Genomic DNA, 14,705 nt, shown 5'->3' on the forward strand with positions numbered 1-14,705 from the left:
GGAAATACGATGATTCGCGGGCCACGACGATGTCGGCGGCCAGGGCCAACGAACATCCCACCCCGATCGCCGGTCCGTTGACCGCGGCCACGATCGGCTGCGGGGTGGCACGGATCGCGCGGGCCACGTCATTGGCGGCGTCCAGCATCGCCAACGCGGGTTTCTGGTCTTGCTGATCACCCAGATCGGCGCCTGCGCTGAAGGCGCGGCCAGCGCCGGTGAGCACGATGGTCCGGACGGTCGAATCCCGTGCGGCATCGGCGAGGACCTCCGCGGTTCGGCGCAGGTCTTCGAGCGCGAAGGCATTGAGCCGGTCCGGCCGATTGAAGGTGACGGTCAGGACCGCGCCGTCTCGTGTCATCAGGACCGTGTCGTCTGTTGCTGTCACCACTACCTCGTCAATCGTGGAAATAGTCGAAAAACATGGTGTCGCACCCACTTCGGATACGACACCACGCTTGTTCGGTTCGGACGGCGACGTCAGGCCCGGACCGGCGCCACCTCATCGGCCGAGCGCACCTCGGACGATGTGACCGTCTGCTCCTGCTTGGCCCGCCAGTGGTTCGGCGGCCAGGTCGGCAGCTGTGGTCGATAGCCGTCGTCCCAGCCGATGCGGTCCATGTATGCCTCGCGTTGCTTCGGCGTCATGAATCGCGACTTGAACAGGCCCCAGAAGGTCCACGGCACCGACTTCTCCGTGCAGACCAGGTCGGCCAGCATGCGGGTCCACAGCAGCGACAGTGGCACCGTGAGGCAGCCGATCGCCCACTGCAGCCAGGTCGGGATGTTCGCGTTGATGGCCAGGAACACCGGGAAACCGGAGCCGAATTCGCCTGCGGTGGTGGCGATGAGGCCGATCGGAATGATGTAGACCTGCTTCCAGCCCTTTTCACGGACCAGCGGCCATACGTAATGCACGACAACGGCGATGGTGGTGATCGCGACCGCGTTCGTGAACGACCAGTAGAACGGGAACTTGTAGAACTTCAGCGGCTGCGGGCCGTAGTACTCGTACGTGTTCAGCATCAGCCCGGGGTGTTCCATGATCGCGTCGCTCAGGCCGATGGCCGCGAACATCATGAAGAAGCGCTTCACGTCGACACCGCGCTGGATGACCAGCCACACCCAGTACGACTCGAGGCCCATGAACAGCATGTAGCAGGGCGGAATGAGCACCGGAATCGGGAGATCGAAGTTCACGAACGCGGGGCCGAGCAGGTTGTGGGCCCAGCGGAGGTGACCGACGTGGTCGAGCATCGGCTCGCCGACGGAGGTGAGCGCACCCGAGATCAGCATGAGGATCGGCAGGTTGTCACGGTCCCGGATCATCCGCTTGAACGCCCAGGGCAGGGCGATCAGCACCACGGCCGCGCCCGCCCAGAACAGGAAGAACCACGCGCCGAAGGTGCTGGCGTGGAATGGCGGGGGGTCGGGGAGTAGCTTGCCGTAGCCCGGCGCGGGCGTGTAGCCAGGGTCGTTCATCACCGTCTTCCTTTCTGAACAGCACCTTCCGCCGGAAGTCGAGCCGGTTGGGGGAGGTCGCTGTGTGCTGCATGGACTCGGCGGGCGGTGCTGGCAGATCGACAGACCAGGCCGATGTGGTGATGCTAGCCACATATTGACGCACGTGTCAATATTGGTCCGGCAACCGCAAAGGCTTGTTATTGAAGATACATTCAAAATATTCGGGATGTAGATGAGAGTCCGCCGCGGCGGGTATACCTGGCTACCAGGCAGTAGCCCGGAGGCGTGGCCGGTGCGTGGTCGGCTGCCGTTTAGGCTGTCGTAATTCGAGGGGGGTGGGCCGGATCGAAGGGTTCCTACTGTGTCTGACGCTGTCGAGCATGTCGATGTGCTGATCGTGGGGGCCGGGCTGTCCGGTATCGGCGCGGCGAGTCGCCTGCGGCGGGCCTTCCCGCAGCGCCGCTGTCTGATCCTGGAGGCGCGGGCCGACATCGGGGGGACCTGGGACCTGTTCCGGTACCCCGGCGTCCGGTCGGACTCGGACATGTTCACCCTCGGGTACCGGTTCCGGCCGTGGGCGGGGGACCGGTCGATCGCCGACGGGGCATCGATCCTGACGTATCTGCGCGACACCGTGAGCGAGGAAGGAATCGGCGAGCAGATCCGATTCGGGCATCGGGTGGTCGCAGCCGAATGGTCGTCGACGACGCGGCGCTGGACGGTGAGCGCGCAGCGAACCGACACCGGCGAAACCGTGGTCCTGACCGCGTCCTTCCTGTTCTGCTGCTCCGGATACTATCGCTACGATCGTGGCTATACGCCGAAGTTTCCTGGGCAGCAACGCTTCTCAGGTTCGGTCGTCCACCCGCAACACTGGCCGCACGATATGGATGTGGCCGGCAAGCGAGTCGTGATCGTGGGTTCAGGCGCGACCGCCATGACCCTCGGTCCCGCGCTGGCGGGGCTGGGAGCGCGAGTGAGCATGGTGCAGCGCTCTCCGAGCTACCTGCTGTCCGTGCCCGCTCGCGACCGCTGGGTTGCCTGGCTACCGCGGATTCTTCCCCGCCGAGCCGCACACCGGGTGCTGCGGGCGAAGAGCATCGCCGTCGACACCGCGATCTATCAACTCTCCCGCCGGTATCCCGAACGGGCGCGGGCATGGCTGCGCGCCCGCCTAACATCGGCCTTGCCGCACGGCTACGACATCGACACCCACTTCACTCCCCGCTATGACCCGTGGGATCAGCGGATGTGCCTGGTGCCCGACGGCGACCTTTTCGAGGCGATCCGTACCGGCGCGCTGGAGATGATCACCGACCGGATCGACACCCTCACCGAATCGGGAGTCCGGCTGACGTCGGGGGCCGAGGTCCCTGCCGACATCATTGTGACGGCAACAGGTTTGGAGTTGCAGGTATTTGGCGGCATCACGCTAAGCGTGGACGGAGAACCGGTCGATGTCCCGAGGCGGCTGGCCTACAAGGCGATGATGTTGTCCGGCGTCCCGAACTTCGCCTTCACCATCGGCTACGTCAACGCCTCCTGGACGCTCAAGGCAGATCTGGTGTGCGATTACGTCGTCCGGCTCCTACGCCACCTCGACAGGCGCGCCTATACCAGCGTGACGCCTGTCCACGACCCTGACGCAGTCCGCGCACCGTTTGTCCCGGACTTCACTCCGGGCTATTTCCGCCGGGGCGGCGCCCACTTCCCGAGCCGCGGCGACCGCGCCCCCTGGCGGCTGCGGATGAACTACCTCCGCGACCTGCCGACCTTCCGACACCACAGACTCGAGGACGGCATCCTGCAATTCACCCGTGCCGAGCACCGGTTCGCGGAAGATAGCGAACCCGAAGCGTCACAGGTGGTTACGGGTTGATCGTTCATCCTTCGTGCTGGCCCCGCTACGGGCGACGTGCAGCATGGTTTCCCGTTGTGCGCGAATGTCGTCGCTGTAGCAGTCGATGCGGGGACCGCTGAATCTCGCGATGCATCCGTTGCAGTAGCCGCAGATGGGGTGCTCGAGACTGTCTCCGGTGACGGCGCGGTAGAGGTAGGTGTCGGCGGTGAAGGCGCGGGCGGCCGACACGGCGTTCGCGCTGCTGCTGGTGATGGCCGCTTCCATGGCGTCCCGGGTGTGGAAACCGCCGACCACGATCACCGGAATGTCGAGGGCCTCGGTGAAGAGGCTGGCGTAAGGGAGGTTAGAGGCGACCCGCGGCCCCCCCAAGGGGCCGATCTCGAGAGGTTCGCTCAGCAGGCTGTCGGTCACCTCATACACCCTTCGATGTACTGACTCATTCAATCAAGTGTGATGTGGCTATCAGTTGCAACTCACATGATGCTGGAGTCATATCTGACCTAATAATCACTAGGAGGAGGCATGCAGGGAGATCTCGCTGGGCGCACGGTCGTTGACACACAGTGGCCGATTCGCCGAGGGGCTGGACCTGGCCGAGAAGGAGGCTCGACGATGACAGGTTTCCTCCGCACCAGCTCTGCCTTGTATCCGGTGTCGTTGCGCGACGACATGCCGCGCGAGGTCGCCACGGCCTACTGGGCCGGGCCGCATGCCGAAATCGTCAAGCGGCATCCGCACATCCGCGAGTACATCCAGCGTCGGTTCTCGCCCTCCGACCATGGGTACTGGCCGACGACACCGCAGGTCGGGACGCTGGTTGCCCCGGCGTGGCGGGTAGACGGGTTCGCCGAGGTGCGGCTGCGAAGCTTGGCTGTAGCGGCCCTGACCGTGCCGGTGCACATGCGGGGAGTTTTCCTCGACGAGCAGAACATCTTTCAGCGCGTCCTCGGCCAGCCGACCGGTCCGGGCGGTGGCCGGTGGTGGACCACCGGCCACGACGATGCGGTGCCGCATCGGACCGTCGTGCTGCTGCGGCGACGCCGGGCGTGAGTGGCCGTGCCTTCCGCCGCTTCGTCCATGACGAGCTCGGTCCCGCCCTGCACGCGGCGGGCGCCCGCGACCTCAGGACGTATACGTTCCTGCCCTACACCCCGCTCGCCCACATGACTCCCGGTGTCTCCCAAGACAATCCGACACACCGCCGTTACCACGGTGCGGTCCTGATCGGTGCGAGCAGCCGCGACCACCTGACCGAGTTGCTCGCTTCGCCCGGCATGTCGGCCGTGATCGAGGATCAGGCCCGAGTGCTCACCGCGGCCCACGCTCATGCGGTCGAGCGCTCGGTCGCCGTGATCCGCGGGAAATGACATCGCTCGTCCGCCGCAGTCAGCTCATCTTCGCGACGAGGTGCAACGGCAGGTGACGCAGCGCGAAGCCGATGGGAATCCACGGCCAGGCAGTACTTCGCACTGGGCCAGCGCCGCAATGAAATTCGTGTTGTCGGTCTGCAGCTTGTTTCGAATGTGCCCGGCCCACAACAGACCTTGTATCTGGCCGGTGCGCGAATGGTCGGACTGTACCCGCTGTCGCTGCTGTTCAGGGGCGAGGCGCTGAACATCACGGCGGTGTCCTACGACGGGCGGATGAACTTCGGCTTCATCGCCTGCCGTGAATCTGTACCCCACGTCCAGCGCCTCGCCTCCTACCTCGAAGACGCGTGCGGCGAACTGGAGACCCGCTACGCCACCCGGGCTTCCGACGATCTCCTTCCACGGTGAAATTCGCTCCCACCCGGCCGGTCGTGCCACCGGCCGGGTGAGGATCCGCGCACATTGCTCTCGTAACGGCCTACCGGCCTTCTCCTGGATCCGGTCACCGCCGCCGGATGCGGAGGTATCTGTCAATATCCAGCACTTCTGATGCTCTTATCAGAATTGCCTTGACAGGGGATGCCATCGCAACTGATGATTTGATCAACATAGGTTCTGGAGGCGGAGATGACAAGCATCGACAAGGGCGTCGGCACCGGACGGACGGTCCGGGTCGGGGGACGGCAGATCTACTTCGACGAGGCCGGTTCCGGGTCCGCGGTGGTGCTGCTGCACGGTGGCGGGCCGGGGGCGTCCGGGATGTCGAACTACTCGCGCAATATCGAGGCGTTGGCGCAGCGGTTCCATGTCATCGTGCCGGACATGCCCGGATACGGGCAGTCGTCGAAGTGGATCGATCCGGCAGACCCGTTCGGTGATCTCGCACAGGCGGTGGGCGGGCTGCTCGACGAGCTCGGCATTGCCTCCGCACATCTGATCGGTAACTCCTATGGCGGCGCTGCGGCATTGCGGCTGGCCATGGACCGGCCGGAGAAGGTGAACCGGCTGATCCTCATGGGACCCGGTGGTGTGGGCACCACGCGTGCACTGCCCACCGCCGGACTTCAACAGCTGCTGAATTACTACACCGGCAGTGGCCCGAGCCGGGAGAAGCTCACTTGCTTTATTCGCGAATACCTGGTGTTCGACGGTGATTCGGTGCCCGAGGAGCTCATCGAGGCGCGCTATCAGGCCAGCCTCGATCCGGCCGTGGTGGCGAATCCGCCGCTGCGGCGGCCGTCCGGGCCGTTGGCGCTGCGCACCCTGTTGCGCATGGATTTCACGCGCGACTCGCGTCTGCGCAAGATCGAACATCCGACGCTGGTGGTCTGGGGGACCGACGACAAGGTGAACCGGCCCGAGGGCGGTCGCATGCTGGTCGACGCCATGCCCAACTGCGACCTGTACCTGGCGGCCAACACCGGCCACTGGGTGCAGTGGGAGCGCGCGGACCTGTTCAACACACTGGCCACCGCTTTTCTGGAGGCGTAGCGGTGAACGAGTTCCTGCGTCCCAACGCGGACGGCTCGGTCTTCGGCGCGGTGCATCTGGGATACATTGTCGTGCAATCGAATCGGCAAGCCGATTGGCGGCGCTTCGGCGCCGACGCGATCGGGATGCACGTCGATGCCCTCGACGGCGTCGGGCTGCGTTTCCGCCTCGACGACCACACCTGTCGCTTCCTCGTCCAGCGTGGTCCCGCTGAGGACGTGACCGCACTCGGCTGGCAGATCGATGACCACGAGACCTTCGATCGCATCATCGCCCGGGTCACCGATCGCGGCGTGCCGATCGCCGAGGGCACCGCCGACGAGGCGGCGCTGCGCGGAGTGGAGCGGTTGTGGCGCTTCGCCGGGCCGAAAGGCATGGTGCAGGAGATCTTCACGGTGCCGGTGACCACCCCCGAGCCCTTGCGGATGCTCAGCTCCGGCTGGGTGACCGGTGAGGCCGGCATGGGGCACGTCGCGATCGTCTCGCGGGAGCCCGAGGCGTTGCGCGGCTATTACGAGACCGTCTTCGACTCCCGGTTGTCGGATTACATCGACGAGAACGTCTCCGGGCTGAAGATGAAGATCCGTTTCCTGCGGGTCAACGAGCGCCACCACTCCATTGCCATCGCCAATCTGCGCGGCGTGAAGATCGATCCGATCCGAACCCGGGTGCAGCACATCAATATCCAGTCCCTGACGTTGGACGACATGCTCGCCTCCTTCCAGCGGGTGAAGGGCCTGGGCTTCCGGATGGCGTGGTCGGTCGGCCAGCACACCAACGATCGGCAGCTGTCGTACTACAGCGTGACCCCGTCGGGCTTCGAACTCGAGGTGGGCTGGAACCCGATCGTCATCGGCCCGGAACTCGAATCCACCTGGGAGCCCACCACATACCAGGGCATCAGCATCTGGGGGCACACCCCGGTGGGAGAGACCGTGCTGGACAAGTTCGCCCAGTTCCGGCAGGCCCTGCGTTCGGTCAGAACACCGGAGATCACCGTTCCTCAGCTCGCAGAAGGATTGTCACGATGAACACCATCGACTACGACGTCGTGGTCGTCGGCCTCGGTCCGACCGGTCTGACCCTGGCCAATCTGCTCGGTCGGCGCGGGATCAGCGTGCTGGTACTCGAACGCGAACCGGAGTACTACGGCCTGGCGCGCGCGGTCTACACCGATGACGAATGCATGCGGATCTTCCAAACCGCCGGTGCCGCAGAAGAACTCGCGGCCGACATGAACGTCGACTCCGCCGTGCAATGGGTACGCAGCGACGGCCACGTGCTGGTGCAGTTCAAGCAGATCGAGCGGCCACTGAGCTGGCCGGTGGTGAACTTCCTGTACCAGCCGTACCTGGAAAACACCCTCGAATGCGCGCTGGGTGAGTATCCGCACGTGACCGTGCGCCGCGGCCGGGCGGTCGTCGACTTCGACCAAGATGCCGATGGCGTCACCGTCGAGCACGCCGAGTGCCGGGGTACCGGGTACGGCAAGCAGGAAGCCGACATCGATGCGGGCACCACCGAGCGGGTGCAGGCCAAGTTCCTGGTCGGCTGCGACGGCGGCCGCAGCGTGGTACGGACCAAGCTGGGAATCGACATGACCGGCACCAGTTTTCCCGAGCGGTGGCTGGTGGTGGACCTCGAGGCCAAGGACGGCGTGGACGCGTTCCGGCATCTGCCCTATTTCAACTTCGTCTGTGATCCCGAGCTGCCGATCGTGTCCTGTCCGCAGCCGGGCGGGCATCACCGCTTCGAGTTCATGCTGACCGATTCGCAGACGAAGGAAGAGATGGAGGATCCGGAGACCGTCCGCCGCCACATCGCTCGCTACGTCGATCCGGACGAGGTGAGGGTGCTGCGCAAGCTGGTCTACACCTTCAACGCAGTCGTCGCCGACCGGTGGCGAGTCGGCCGGATCCTCATCGCGGGCGACGCCGCGCACATGACCCCACAGTTCGTCGGCCAGGGCATGGGCTCCGGGGTCCGGGACGCGGACAACCTGTCGTGGAAGCTCACCGCGGTCATCGAACACGGTGCGAGCCAGGCGATTCTGAACAGTTATGAATCGGAACGTGCGCCGCATGCCAAAGCCATGATCGACTTTTCGGTGTTCAACAAGAGCTTCGTCTCCATCGACAACAAGCTGCTGGCCGCGGGCCGAGACCTCGCGCTCGCCACCGCGCTGCGTGTCCCCGGGCTGGGCGGCTGGATTCGCGCGGCGAAGATGAAGCCGCGACCGCGATTCCGGAACGACGCCTACCTCGGACTGCCCCGCCATCGGCTCGGGCTGCGCGGGGTCGAGGGCACCCTTTCTCCTCAGCCGGAGGTACGCACTTACGCCGGCCACCATCAGCGTCTCGATGATGTGCTCGGGCTCGGATTCGCGGTGCTCGGTTACGGAATGGACCCCCGCACAGCGTTCGACGCGGACAACCTCGCAGCGCTGCGGGCACTGGGCACGCGGTTCATCACCGTCTACCCCTTCGGAGGCCGTCCACAGGGCGTGGTGGGCGACGGCCGCTCCGCGGGACACGACCACACGGACGTCGAGGACCACACCGGTGCATTGACCCGGTGGTTCGGCAAGGCCGGCGTCGGCGCCCGCGGGCTCGTGCTGCTACGCCCGGACAGGTTCGTCTTCGGCACCGCCGCGGCCGGGCACGGCGGCCCGCTGGCCACCGAGCTGCTTCGGCAGGTCCTCGGATCGACCCGTGGAATCGGATTGGCGCCAACACACTTCGGTCCCTTCACGGCACAGGACCGCCACCTCGAGGAGGCTCGATGACATCCATTGCGACCCATCCATCCGCGGTCCTCATCGCGGCGGAGCGGTTGTCCGCCGCGACACGGACCGGGGTACCGGTTCCGGCCGTCCGTGACCTCATCGGCCCCGACGATGTGGAGCTGGCCTACGCGGTGCAACGCATAGGCACCAGTCGCCGCGTCGAATCCGGTGCGCGCATCGTCGGCCGCAAGATCGGCCTCACCTCGCCCGCCGTTCAGCAGCAGCTCGGGGTGAACCAGCCGGACTTCGGCGTCTTGTTCGATGACATGAATGTCTCCGAAACCCCTGCGCCGCATCGTCCTCGGCTGCTGCAACCCAAGGTCGAAGCCGAACTGGCCTTCGTGCTCGGCGCGGATCTCGATCTCGATCAGCTCGACGCGCTCACCGTGCGGGGAGCCGTGGCGTACGCGGTCCCAGCGGTCGAGATCGTCGACAGCCGAATCGCCGACTGGGACATATCCTTCGCCGATACCGTCGCCGACAACGCGTCCAGCGGATGGTTCGCGCTCGGCTCCGATCGGCTTTCCCTGGACGAGTTCGATCCGTGGGAAGTCGAGATGACCATGGCGATCGACGGCGAGATCGTCTCGACCGGAACGGGCTCCGCCTGCCTCGGTGACCCGTTGAACGCGCTCGCCTGGCTGGCCCGCACCGCCCGCGAATTCGGCGACCCGCTGCGGGCCGGGGAGATCGTGCTCTCCGGCGCGCTCGGACCGATGGCCCCGCTGCGTCCGGGCGCCCGGGTGCACTCCGAACTGTTCAGCGGCGCAAGAACACTCGGCACCGTCGAATTCACGTTGGAGGAGGAACAATGAGTCACCGCACCAAGGTCGCCGTCATTGGCTCGGGCAATATCGGCACCGATCTGATGATCAAGGTACTGCGCCACTCCGAGACGCTGGACATGGCCGCCATGGTCGGCATCGATCCGGCCTCCGACGGTCTGGCCCGCGCAGACCGGATGGGCGTGCCCACGACGGCCAGGGGCGTCGAAGGACTCATCGCCATGCCGCACTTCGACGAGATCGAGATCGTTTTCGACGCTACGTCCGCCGGTGCGCATCGCGCCAACGCCGGCGCGCTCGAACCGTACGGCAAGCGGCTGATCGACCTGACTCCGGCCGCGATCGGCCCGTTCGTCGTGCCCGCGGTCAATATCGACCAGCACCTGGACGCGCCCGACGTGAACATGGTGACCTGCGGGGGACAGGCCACGATTCCGATCGTCGCCGCCATCGCCCGCGTCACCGAGGTGCCGTATGCCGAGATCGTCGCGTCCATCGCCTCGAAGTCGGCGGGTCCGGGCACTCGCGCCAATATCGACGAGTTCACCGAGACCACCTCGCACGCCATCGAAGCCGTCGGCGGGGCGACCGGCGGGCGGGCCATCATCGTCCTCAATCCGGCCGAACCGCCGCTGATCATGCGCGACACCGTGCTGGCGCTGATCGGCGACCCGGATCCGGGAACCCATGCGGCCGTGCGGGATTCGATCGAGCGCATGATCGCCGATGTCGCCGCGTACGTGCCGGGTTACCGGCTGAAGCAGGCCGTGCAGATCACGCCGGTCGCCCCGGGGGCGCCGCTGCATACTCTGGTCGGTGACGCCGTTGTCACCCACCAGGTTTCGGTATTCCTCGAAGTCGAAGGCGCCGCACACTATCTGCCCGCCTACGCCGGCAACCTCGACATCATGACCTCGGCCGCCGTGCGCGTCGCCGAACGCATCGCCGCCACCACCCTGGAGAGTGTCCGATGACAGAAATTTTCCTCCAGGACGTGACGCTGCGGGACGGCATGCATGCCCTGCGGCACCGCATCACGCCGAAAACCGTCGCCGCCGTCGCAGCTGCACTGGATGCCGCCGGTGTCGACGCGGTGGAGGTCGCGCACGGCGACGGCCTGCACGGCGGCAGCCTGACCTACGGTCCTGGCAGCCACACCGACTGGGAGTGGCTGGAAGCGGCGGCCGGTGTGCTCACCCGCGCCCGGCTCACCACGCTGCTGCTACCCGGTATCGGCACCATCGACGATCTGCGCCGCGCCCACGACCTCGGCGTGCGCTCGGTGCGGGTGGCCACCCACTGCACCGAGGCCGATATCGCGGCCCAGCACATCGCCTGCGCCCGCGATCTGGGCATGGACGTGTCCGGCTTCCTGATGATGAGCCACATGAACACCCCGGCCGGTCTCGCGGACCAAGCGAAGCTCATGGAATCGTTTGGCGCGCACTGTGTTTACGTCACCGACTCCGGTGGCAGGCTGACCATGGCCGGGGTCCGTGACCGGGTGCGGGCCTATCGCGACGTGCTGGAGCCGGCCACCGAGATCGGCATCCACGCGCACCAGAATCTCTCGCTGTCCGTTGCCAACAGCGTGGTCGCCGTGGAAGAGGGCGCTGTTCGCGTCGACGCGTCGCTGGCGGGTCTCGGTGCGGGAGCGGGCAATACGCCGCTGGAGGCGTTCGCGGCCGTCGCCGAGCTCAGCGGCTGGAAACACCGGGCGGCGCTGAACCAGCTGACCGACGCGGCGGACGATCTGATCCGCCCGCTGCTGGACCGGCCCGTGCAGGTCGACCGCGAGACGCTCACCCTGGGCTACGCGGGCGTGTACTCGAGCTTTCTTCGGCACGCCGAAAAGGCTTCCGCCACTTATGGAGTCGATGTCCGCGACCTGTTGACCGAGGCCGGTCGGCGCGGCCTGGTGGGCGGGCAGGAGGACATGATCGTCGATATCGCCCTCGACCTGATCGGCGGCCGGGCGGGGTGACCTCAGGATTCCGGCAGCTGCGGCAGCTGCGGCAGCGGACTGCTGGTGAGCTTCTGCGCGGCGCGCTTGTTCATGCCGAACATGCGCAGCATGTGGAAGGTCATCTCGTCGGTGCGGGCGTCGGCGTCGGCGTCGGGCTGGGCGTCCAGCAGCTGCAGCAGGCCCAGCAGGGCACCGCCGGCCGCCATGATCGCCATATCCGCATCCATCGGCTCGAAGCGGCCCGCCTCCTGCGCGGCGAGAATGTCGCGGCGGGCGCGCGGGGCCAGGCCCTCCTCGCGCAGCAGGATCGACATGCCGGAATGCAGGATCACCTTCACCATTTCCGGCATCTGCCGCTGCAGCCGCCCGGTCATCCGGAAGCTGACCGCGAACACCTCGGCCGGGTCGTCGTAGAGCTCCACGATGCCGTCACGCAGCTCGGCATAGACCTGCAGGGCCGAGCGCACCGCCTCGTCGAAGAGCTGTTCCTTGGAGTCGAAGTGGTTGTAGAAGGATCCGAAACCGACATCGGCCGCGTCGGTGATCTCTTGAATGCTGACCGCGGATCGCCCCTCCGACAAGAGCTTCCGTGCTGCGCCGAGCAGCGCATTGCGAGTGCGCTCGCGCCGCCGGTCGACGCGATTCCGAGTGACGGGTTCGGCTGCCATGGTCTCACTTCCGGTCGAAAACGGTACGCGAATCATATCTGAGAAATCCATCAGACACGATTTCGCCCTCCCGCCCCGCAATTCCCCATTCAGAAAGCGATGAACGAAGTGCGCGAATCCTTCCCGCAGCCGCCGGCGACGATGAGCCGCCGCCGGGTTCTGGGCGGCGTTGTCGCCGGTACGCTCGGCGCCGCGGCAACCGCTGCGGCCGTGCCGATCGACCTGGCGGTTCCTGCCCGCGCCCAGCAGCCCGCGCCCACCGGCACCTACCGCATCGATCTGCATGCGCATATCCTGCCGCCGGAGTACCGCGCCGCACTGCTCGAGCACGGGCACCTCACCATCGGTGGCTACCCGACGCCCGAGTGGTCGCCGGAAGCCGCGATCGCGTTCATGGACTACTACGGCATTCAGGCGCAAGCGCTTTCGGTGTCCGACCCGGGCGTATCGTTCCTGTCCGGCAAGGAAGCCGCCGACATGGCCCGCTACTGCAACACCTATGCGGCAGGGCTTTTCAAATCCGACCCGACCCGCTTCGGCGCGTTCGCGGTACTGCCGATGCCCGACATCCCGGCCGCCATCGAGGAGGCGATCCACGCCTTGGACGACCTGCATCTGGATGGGGTCATCCTGCTGTCGGCCTACGACGGCGTCTACCTCGGCGATCCGCGTTTCGAACCGCTGATGATCGCGCTCGAACAACGCCGCGCGTATGTCTTCGTCCATCCCGCGGCCATCCCCGGAACCGCGAAACCTGCGCTGCCGCTGCCGGATTTCCTCGAGGAATTCACCTTCGACACCACCCGTGCCGCCACCATGATGATGCTCACCGGGGTGACCCAGCGGTACCCGAATATTCGCTTCCAACTCGCCCACGCCGGAGGCACCCTGCCCTTCCTGTCCTGGCGGGTCGGGGTGGCCTCGGAAACCGTGGTGGGGCAGATGTGGCCGCAGGGGTGGCCGAAGCCCTCGCTGCTGGATACCGCAGGGCAGATCTCGAACTTCTACTACGACACGGCGCTGAGCGGCTCGGCCGCGGCCATGTCGAGCGTGCTCGCGGTCACCGCTCGCGACCACATCGTCTTCGGCTCGGATTGGCCGTTCAGTGCCATGACACTCCCGCAATCGGGGACCCACGATCCTGCCCCGGGGCTGAGCGATATCTTCGATACCTATCAGCGTATGGAGGTCGAACGGCTCAACCCGCTACGACAGCTTCCCCGGCTCGCACAGGCAGTGGACGGGTGACCCGTAGCTTCGGCTCGCACTGCGCGGCGAGCCGAATATTTCGCCGACCGTGAATCGTCCCTGAAGGAGGAGAACCGTGGGACACGGGAACCGCATCGACACCCATCAACACCTCGTGCCGCCGAAATACGCGGACTTGCTGCACGCCAGGGGAATTCGTCCCGGCGGCATCGATCTACCATCGTGGTCGGAATCCGAGGCCGTGGATTTCATGGATCGCCGCGGCATCCGGACCGGCATCCTGTCGCTGTCCACACCGGGGGTCTGCCTGGGAGACAGGACCGAAGCCCGGACCTGTGCCCGTGAGGTGAACGAATACGGCGCGGAGATCGTGCGGCGGCGACCCGACCGGTTCGGGCTCTTCGCCACGCTGACATTGCCGGACGTGGACGGCGCGCTGGCCGAGGCCGAATACGCGCTCGACACCTTGCACGCCGACGGAATCGTGCTGCTGGCGAACAACGATGGCCGATACCTCGGGGACCCGGAGTTCACACCACTGCTGGAACTGCTGCATGAGCGCGAGAGCGTGGTCTTCATTCACCCGGGTGAATTGCCGGCCGCGCCGGTGCCGGGCATCCCGAGCTTCGCGGCCGACTTCCTGCTCGACACCACCCGCACGGCGCTCAGCCTCATCCTGTCCGGCGCCATGCACCGGTATCCCGGCATCAAATTCATTCTCGCCCACGCCGGCGGATTCGTCCCCTACATCGCCTCTCGGATCCTCCTGGCGATGTTCGTCGCGAAAACATCTGCGCAGCAGCCAATTCCGGCCGAAGATACCGCCGTCGACCCGACCGTGCTGAAACGGTTCTACTACGACGTCGCCCTGTCTGCCTCTCCCGCGGCACTACCGAGCCTGCTGGCGGTCGCCGAACCCGACCACATCACCTACGGCAGCGACTTCCCCTTCGCGCCTCCCGCCGCGGTCGACTTCATCAATCACGAATACGAGAACTACCCGCTGGACGACTCCCTGCGCACGGCCATCGACCGTGGCAACGCGGAGGCGTTGTTCCCCCGGTTGAAGGCTTGAGGGCCTCGCGCATCGGTGTGTGCTCGATGGT

The 14,705-nt window shown here is 66.2% G+C and carries 16 protein-coding genes; 12 read left to right on the plus strand and 4 right to left on the minus strand.

Annotated elements, in window-relative coordinates:
• Positions 1 to 361: enoyl-CoA hydratase/isomerase family protein (locus ACFXN1_RS15735; RefSeq protein ID WP_379463618.1), on the minus strand; the 361-nt coding region annotated here is incomplete at its 3' end.
• 119 nt (positions 362 to 480) lie between these two features.
• Complete coding sequence (locus ACFXN1_RS15740) at positions 481 to 1,482, minus strand: hypothetical protein (RefSeq protein ID WP_379443390.1); 1,002 nt, start codon at positions 1,480 to 1,482, stop codon at positions 481 to 483.
• Positions 1,483 to 1,825: 343 nt separating this feature from the next.
• On the opposite strand from ACFXN1_RS15740, the gene ACFXN1_RS15745 reads away from it, so the two are divergent.
• Positions 1,826 to 3,343: a flavin-containing monooxygenase gene (locus tag ACFXN1_RS15745; protein ID WP_379443389.1), complete on the plus strand. Its 1,518-nt coding sequence runs from the start codon at positions 1,826 to 1,828 to the stop codon at positions 3,341 to 3,343.
• Here the strand turns inward: ACFXN1_RS15745 and ACFXN1_RS15750 are convergent.
• Positions 3,323 to 3,736 (minus strand): hypothetical protein, encoded by a 414-nt coding sequence (locus ACFXN1_RS15750; RefSeq protein WP_379443387.1) that lies wholly within the window; start codon positions 3,734 to 3,736, stop codon positions 3,323 to 3,325. The two genes, ACFXN1_RS15745 and ACFXN1_RS15750, sit on opposite strands and share 21 nt — an antisense overlap.
• Before the next feature lie 201 nt (positions 3,737 to 3,937).
• On the opposite strand from ACFXN1_RS15750, the gene ACFXN1_RS15755 reads away from it, so the two are divergent.
• The 9 genes from ACFXN1_RS15755 (at position 3,938) to dmpG (ending at position 11,740) form a co-directional block, all read left to right on the plus strand.
• Complete coding sequence (locus ACFXN1_RS15755) at positions 3,938 to 4,375, plus strand: hypothetical protein (protein ID WP_379443385.1); 438 nt, start codon at positions 3,938 to 3,940, stop codon at positions 4,373 to 4,375.
• Positions 4,372 to 4,692 (plus strand): hypothetical protein, encoded by a 321-nt coding sequence (locus tag ACFXN1_RS15760; RefSeq protein ID WP_379443383.1) that lies wholly within the window; start codon positions 4,372 to 4,374, stop codon positions 4,690 to 4,692. The genes ACFXN1_RS15755 and ACFXN1_RS15760 overlap by 4 nt, the downstream gene beginning before the upstream one ends.
• Positions 4,693 to 4,848: 156 nt before the next feature.
• Positions 4,849 to 5,103, plus strand: a complete 255-nt coding sequence (locus tag ACFXN1_RS15765; RefSeq protein ID WP_379443381.1) for a WS/DGAT domain-containing protein — start codon at positions 4,849 to 4,851, stop codon at positions 5,101 to 5,103.
• A 219-nt stretch (positions 5,104 to 5,322) separates the two neighbouring features.
• Positions 5,323 to 6,186, plus strand: a complete 864-nt coding sequence (locus tag ACFXN1_RS15770) for an alpha/beta fold hydrolase (RefSeq protein WP_379443380.1) — start codon at positions 5,323 to 5,325, stop codon at positions 6,184 to 6,186.
• A gap of 14 nt (positions 6,187 to 6,200) precedes the next feature.
• Positions 6,201 to 7,217 carry a VOC family protein gene (locus ACFXN1_RS15775; RefSeq protein WP_379443413.1) on the plus strand — a complete coding sequence of 339 codons (1,017 nt, stop codon included), beginning with the start codon at positions 6,201 to 6,203 and terminating at the stop codon, positions 7,215 to 7,217.
• On the plus strand, positions 7,214 to 8,971 hold the full coding sequence (locus ACFXN1_RS15780; protein ID WP_379443378.1) for a bifunctional 3-(3-hydroxy-phenyl)propionate/3-hydroxycinnamic acid hydroxylase: 1,758 nt from the start codon (positions 7,214 to 7,216) through the stop codon (positions 8,969 to 8,971). The genes ACFXN1_RS15775 and ACFXN1_RS15780 overlap by 4 nt, the downstream gene beginning before the upstream one ends.
• Positions 8,968 to 9,786 (plus strand): 2-keto-4-pentenoate hydratase, encoded by an 819-nt coding sequence (locus ACFXN1_RS15785; RefSeq protein WP_379443377.1) that lies wholly within the window; start codon positions 8,968 to 8,970, stop codon positions 9,784 to 9,786. The genes ACFXN1_RS15780 and ACFXN1_RS15785 overlap by 4 nt, the downstream gene beginning before the upstream one ends.
• Complete coding sequence (locus ACFXN1_RS15790; RefSeq protein WP_379443375.1) at positions 9,783 to 10,730, plus strand: acetaldehyde dehydrogenase (acetylating); 948 nt, start codon at positions 9,783 to 9,785, stop codon at positions 10,728 to 10,730. Before ACFXN1_RS15785 ends, ACFXN1_RS15790 begins: the two co-directional genes overlap by 4 nt.
• The gene (gene dmpG / locus ACFXN1_RS15795; RefSeq protein ID WP_379443373.1) at positions 10,727 to 11,740 is read left to right on the plus strand and encodes a 4-hydroxy-2-oxovalerate aldolase; all 1,014 of its coding nucleotides are present in this window, start codon (positions 10,727 to 10,729) and stop codon (positions 11,738 to 11,740) included. Before ACFXN1_RS15790 ends, dmpG begins: the two co-directional genes overlap by 4 nt.
• A 2-nt stretch (positions 11,741 to 11,742) precedes the next feature.
• Here dmpG and ACFXN1_RS15800 read toward each other — a convergent pair whose 3' ends face one another.
• On the minus strand, positions 11,743 to 12,390 hold the full coding sequence (locus ACFXN1_RS15800) for a TetR/AcrR family transcriptional regulator (RefSeq protein WP_379443371.1): 648 nt from the start codon (positions 12,388 to 12,390) through the stop codon (positions 11,743 to 11,745).
• Positions 12,391 to 12,489: 99 nt separating this feature from the next.
• Between ACFXN1_RS15800 and ACFXN1_RS15805 the strand changes: the two genes are divergently transcribed.
• Positions 12,490 to 13,638, plus strand: coding sequence for an amidohydrolase family protein (locus ACFXN1_RS15805; protein WP_379463606.1), 1,149 nt, complete (start codon positions 12,490 to 12,492; stop codon positions 13,636 to 13,638).
• Between the two features lie 76 nt (positions 13,639 to 13,714).
• On the plus strand, positions 13,715 to 14,674 hold the full coding sequence (locus ACFXN1_RS15810) for an amidohydrolase family protein (protein WP_379443368.1): 960 nt from the start codon (positions 13,715 to 13,717) through the stop codon (positions 14,672 to 14,674).
• Positions 14,675 to 14,705 lie beyond the last annotated feature (31 nt).

The sequence above is a fragment of the Nocardia sp. NPDC059154 genome, from assembly GCF_042755705.1.
Classification (GTDB): domain Bacteria; phylum Actinomycetota; class Actinomycetes; order Mycobacteriales; family Mycobacteriaceae; genus Nocardia.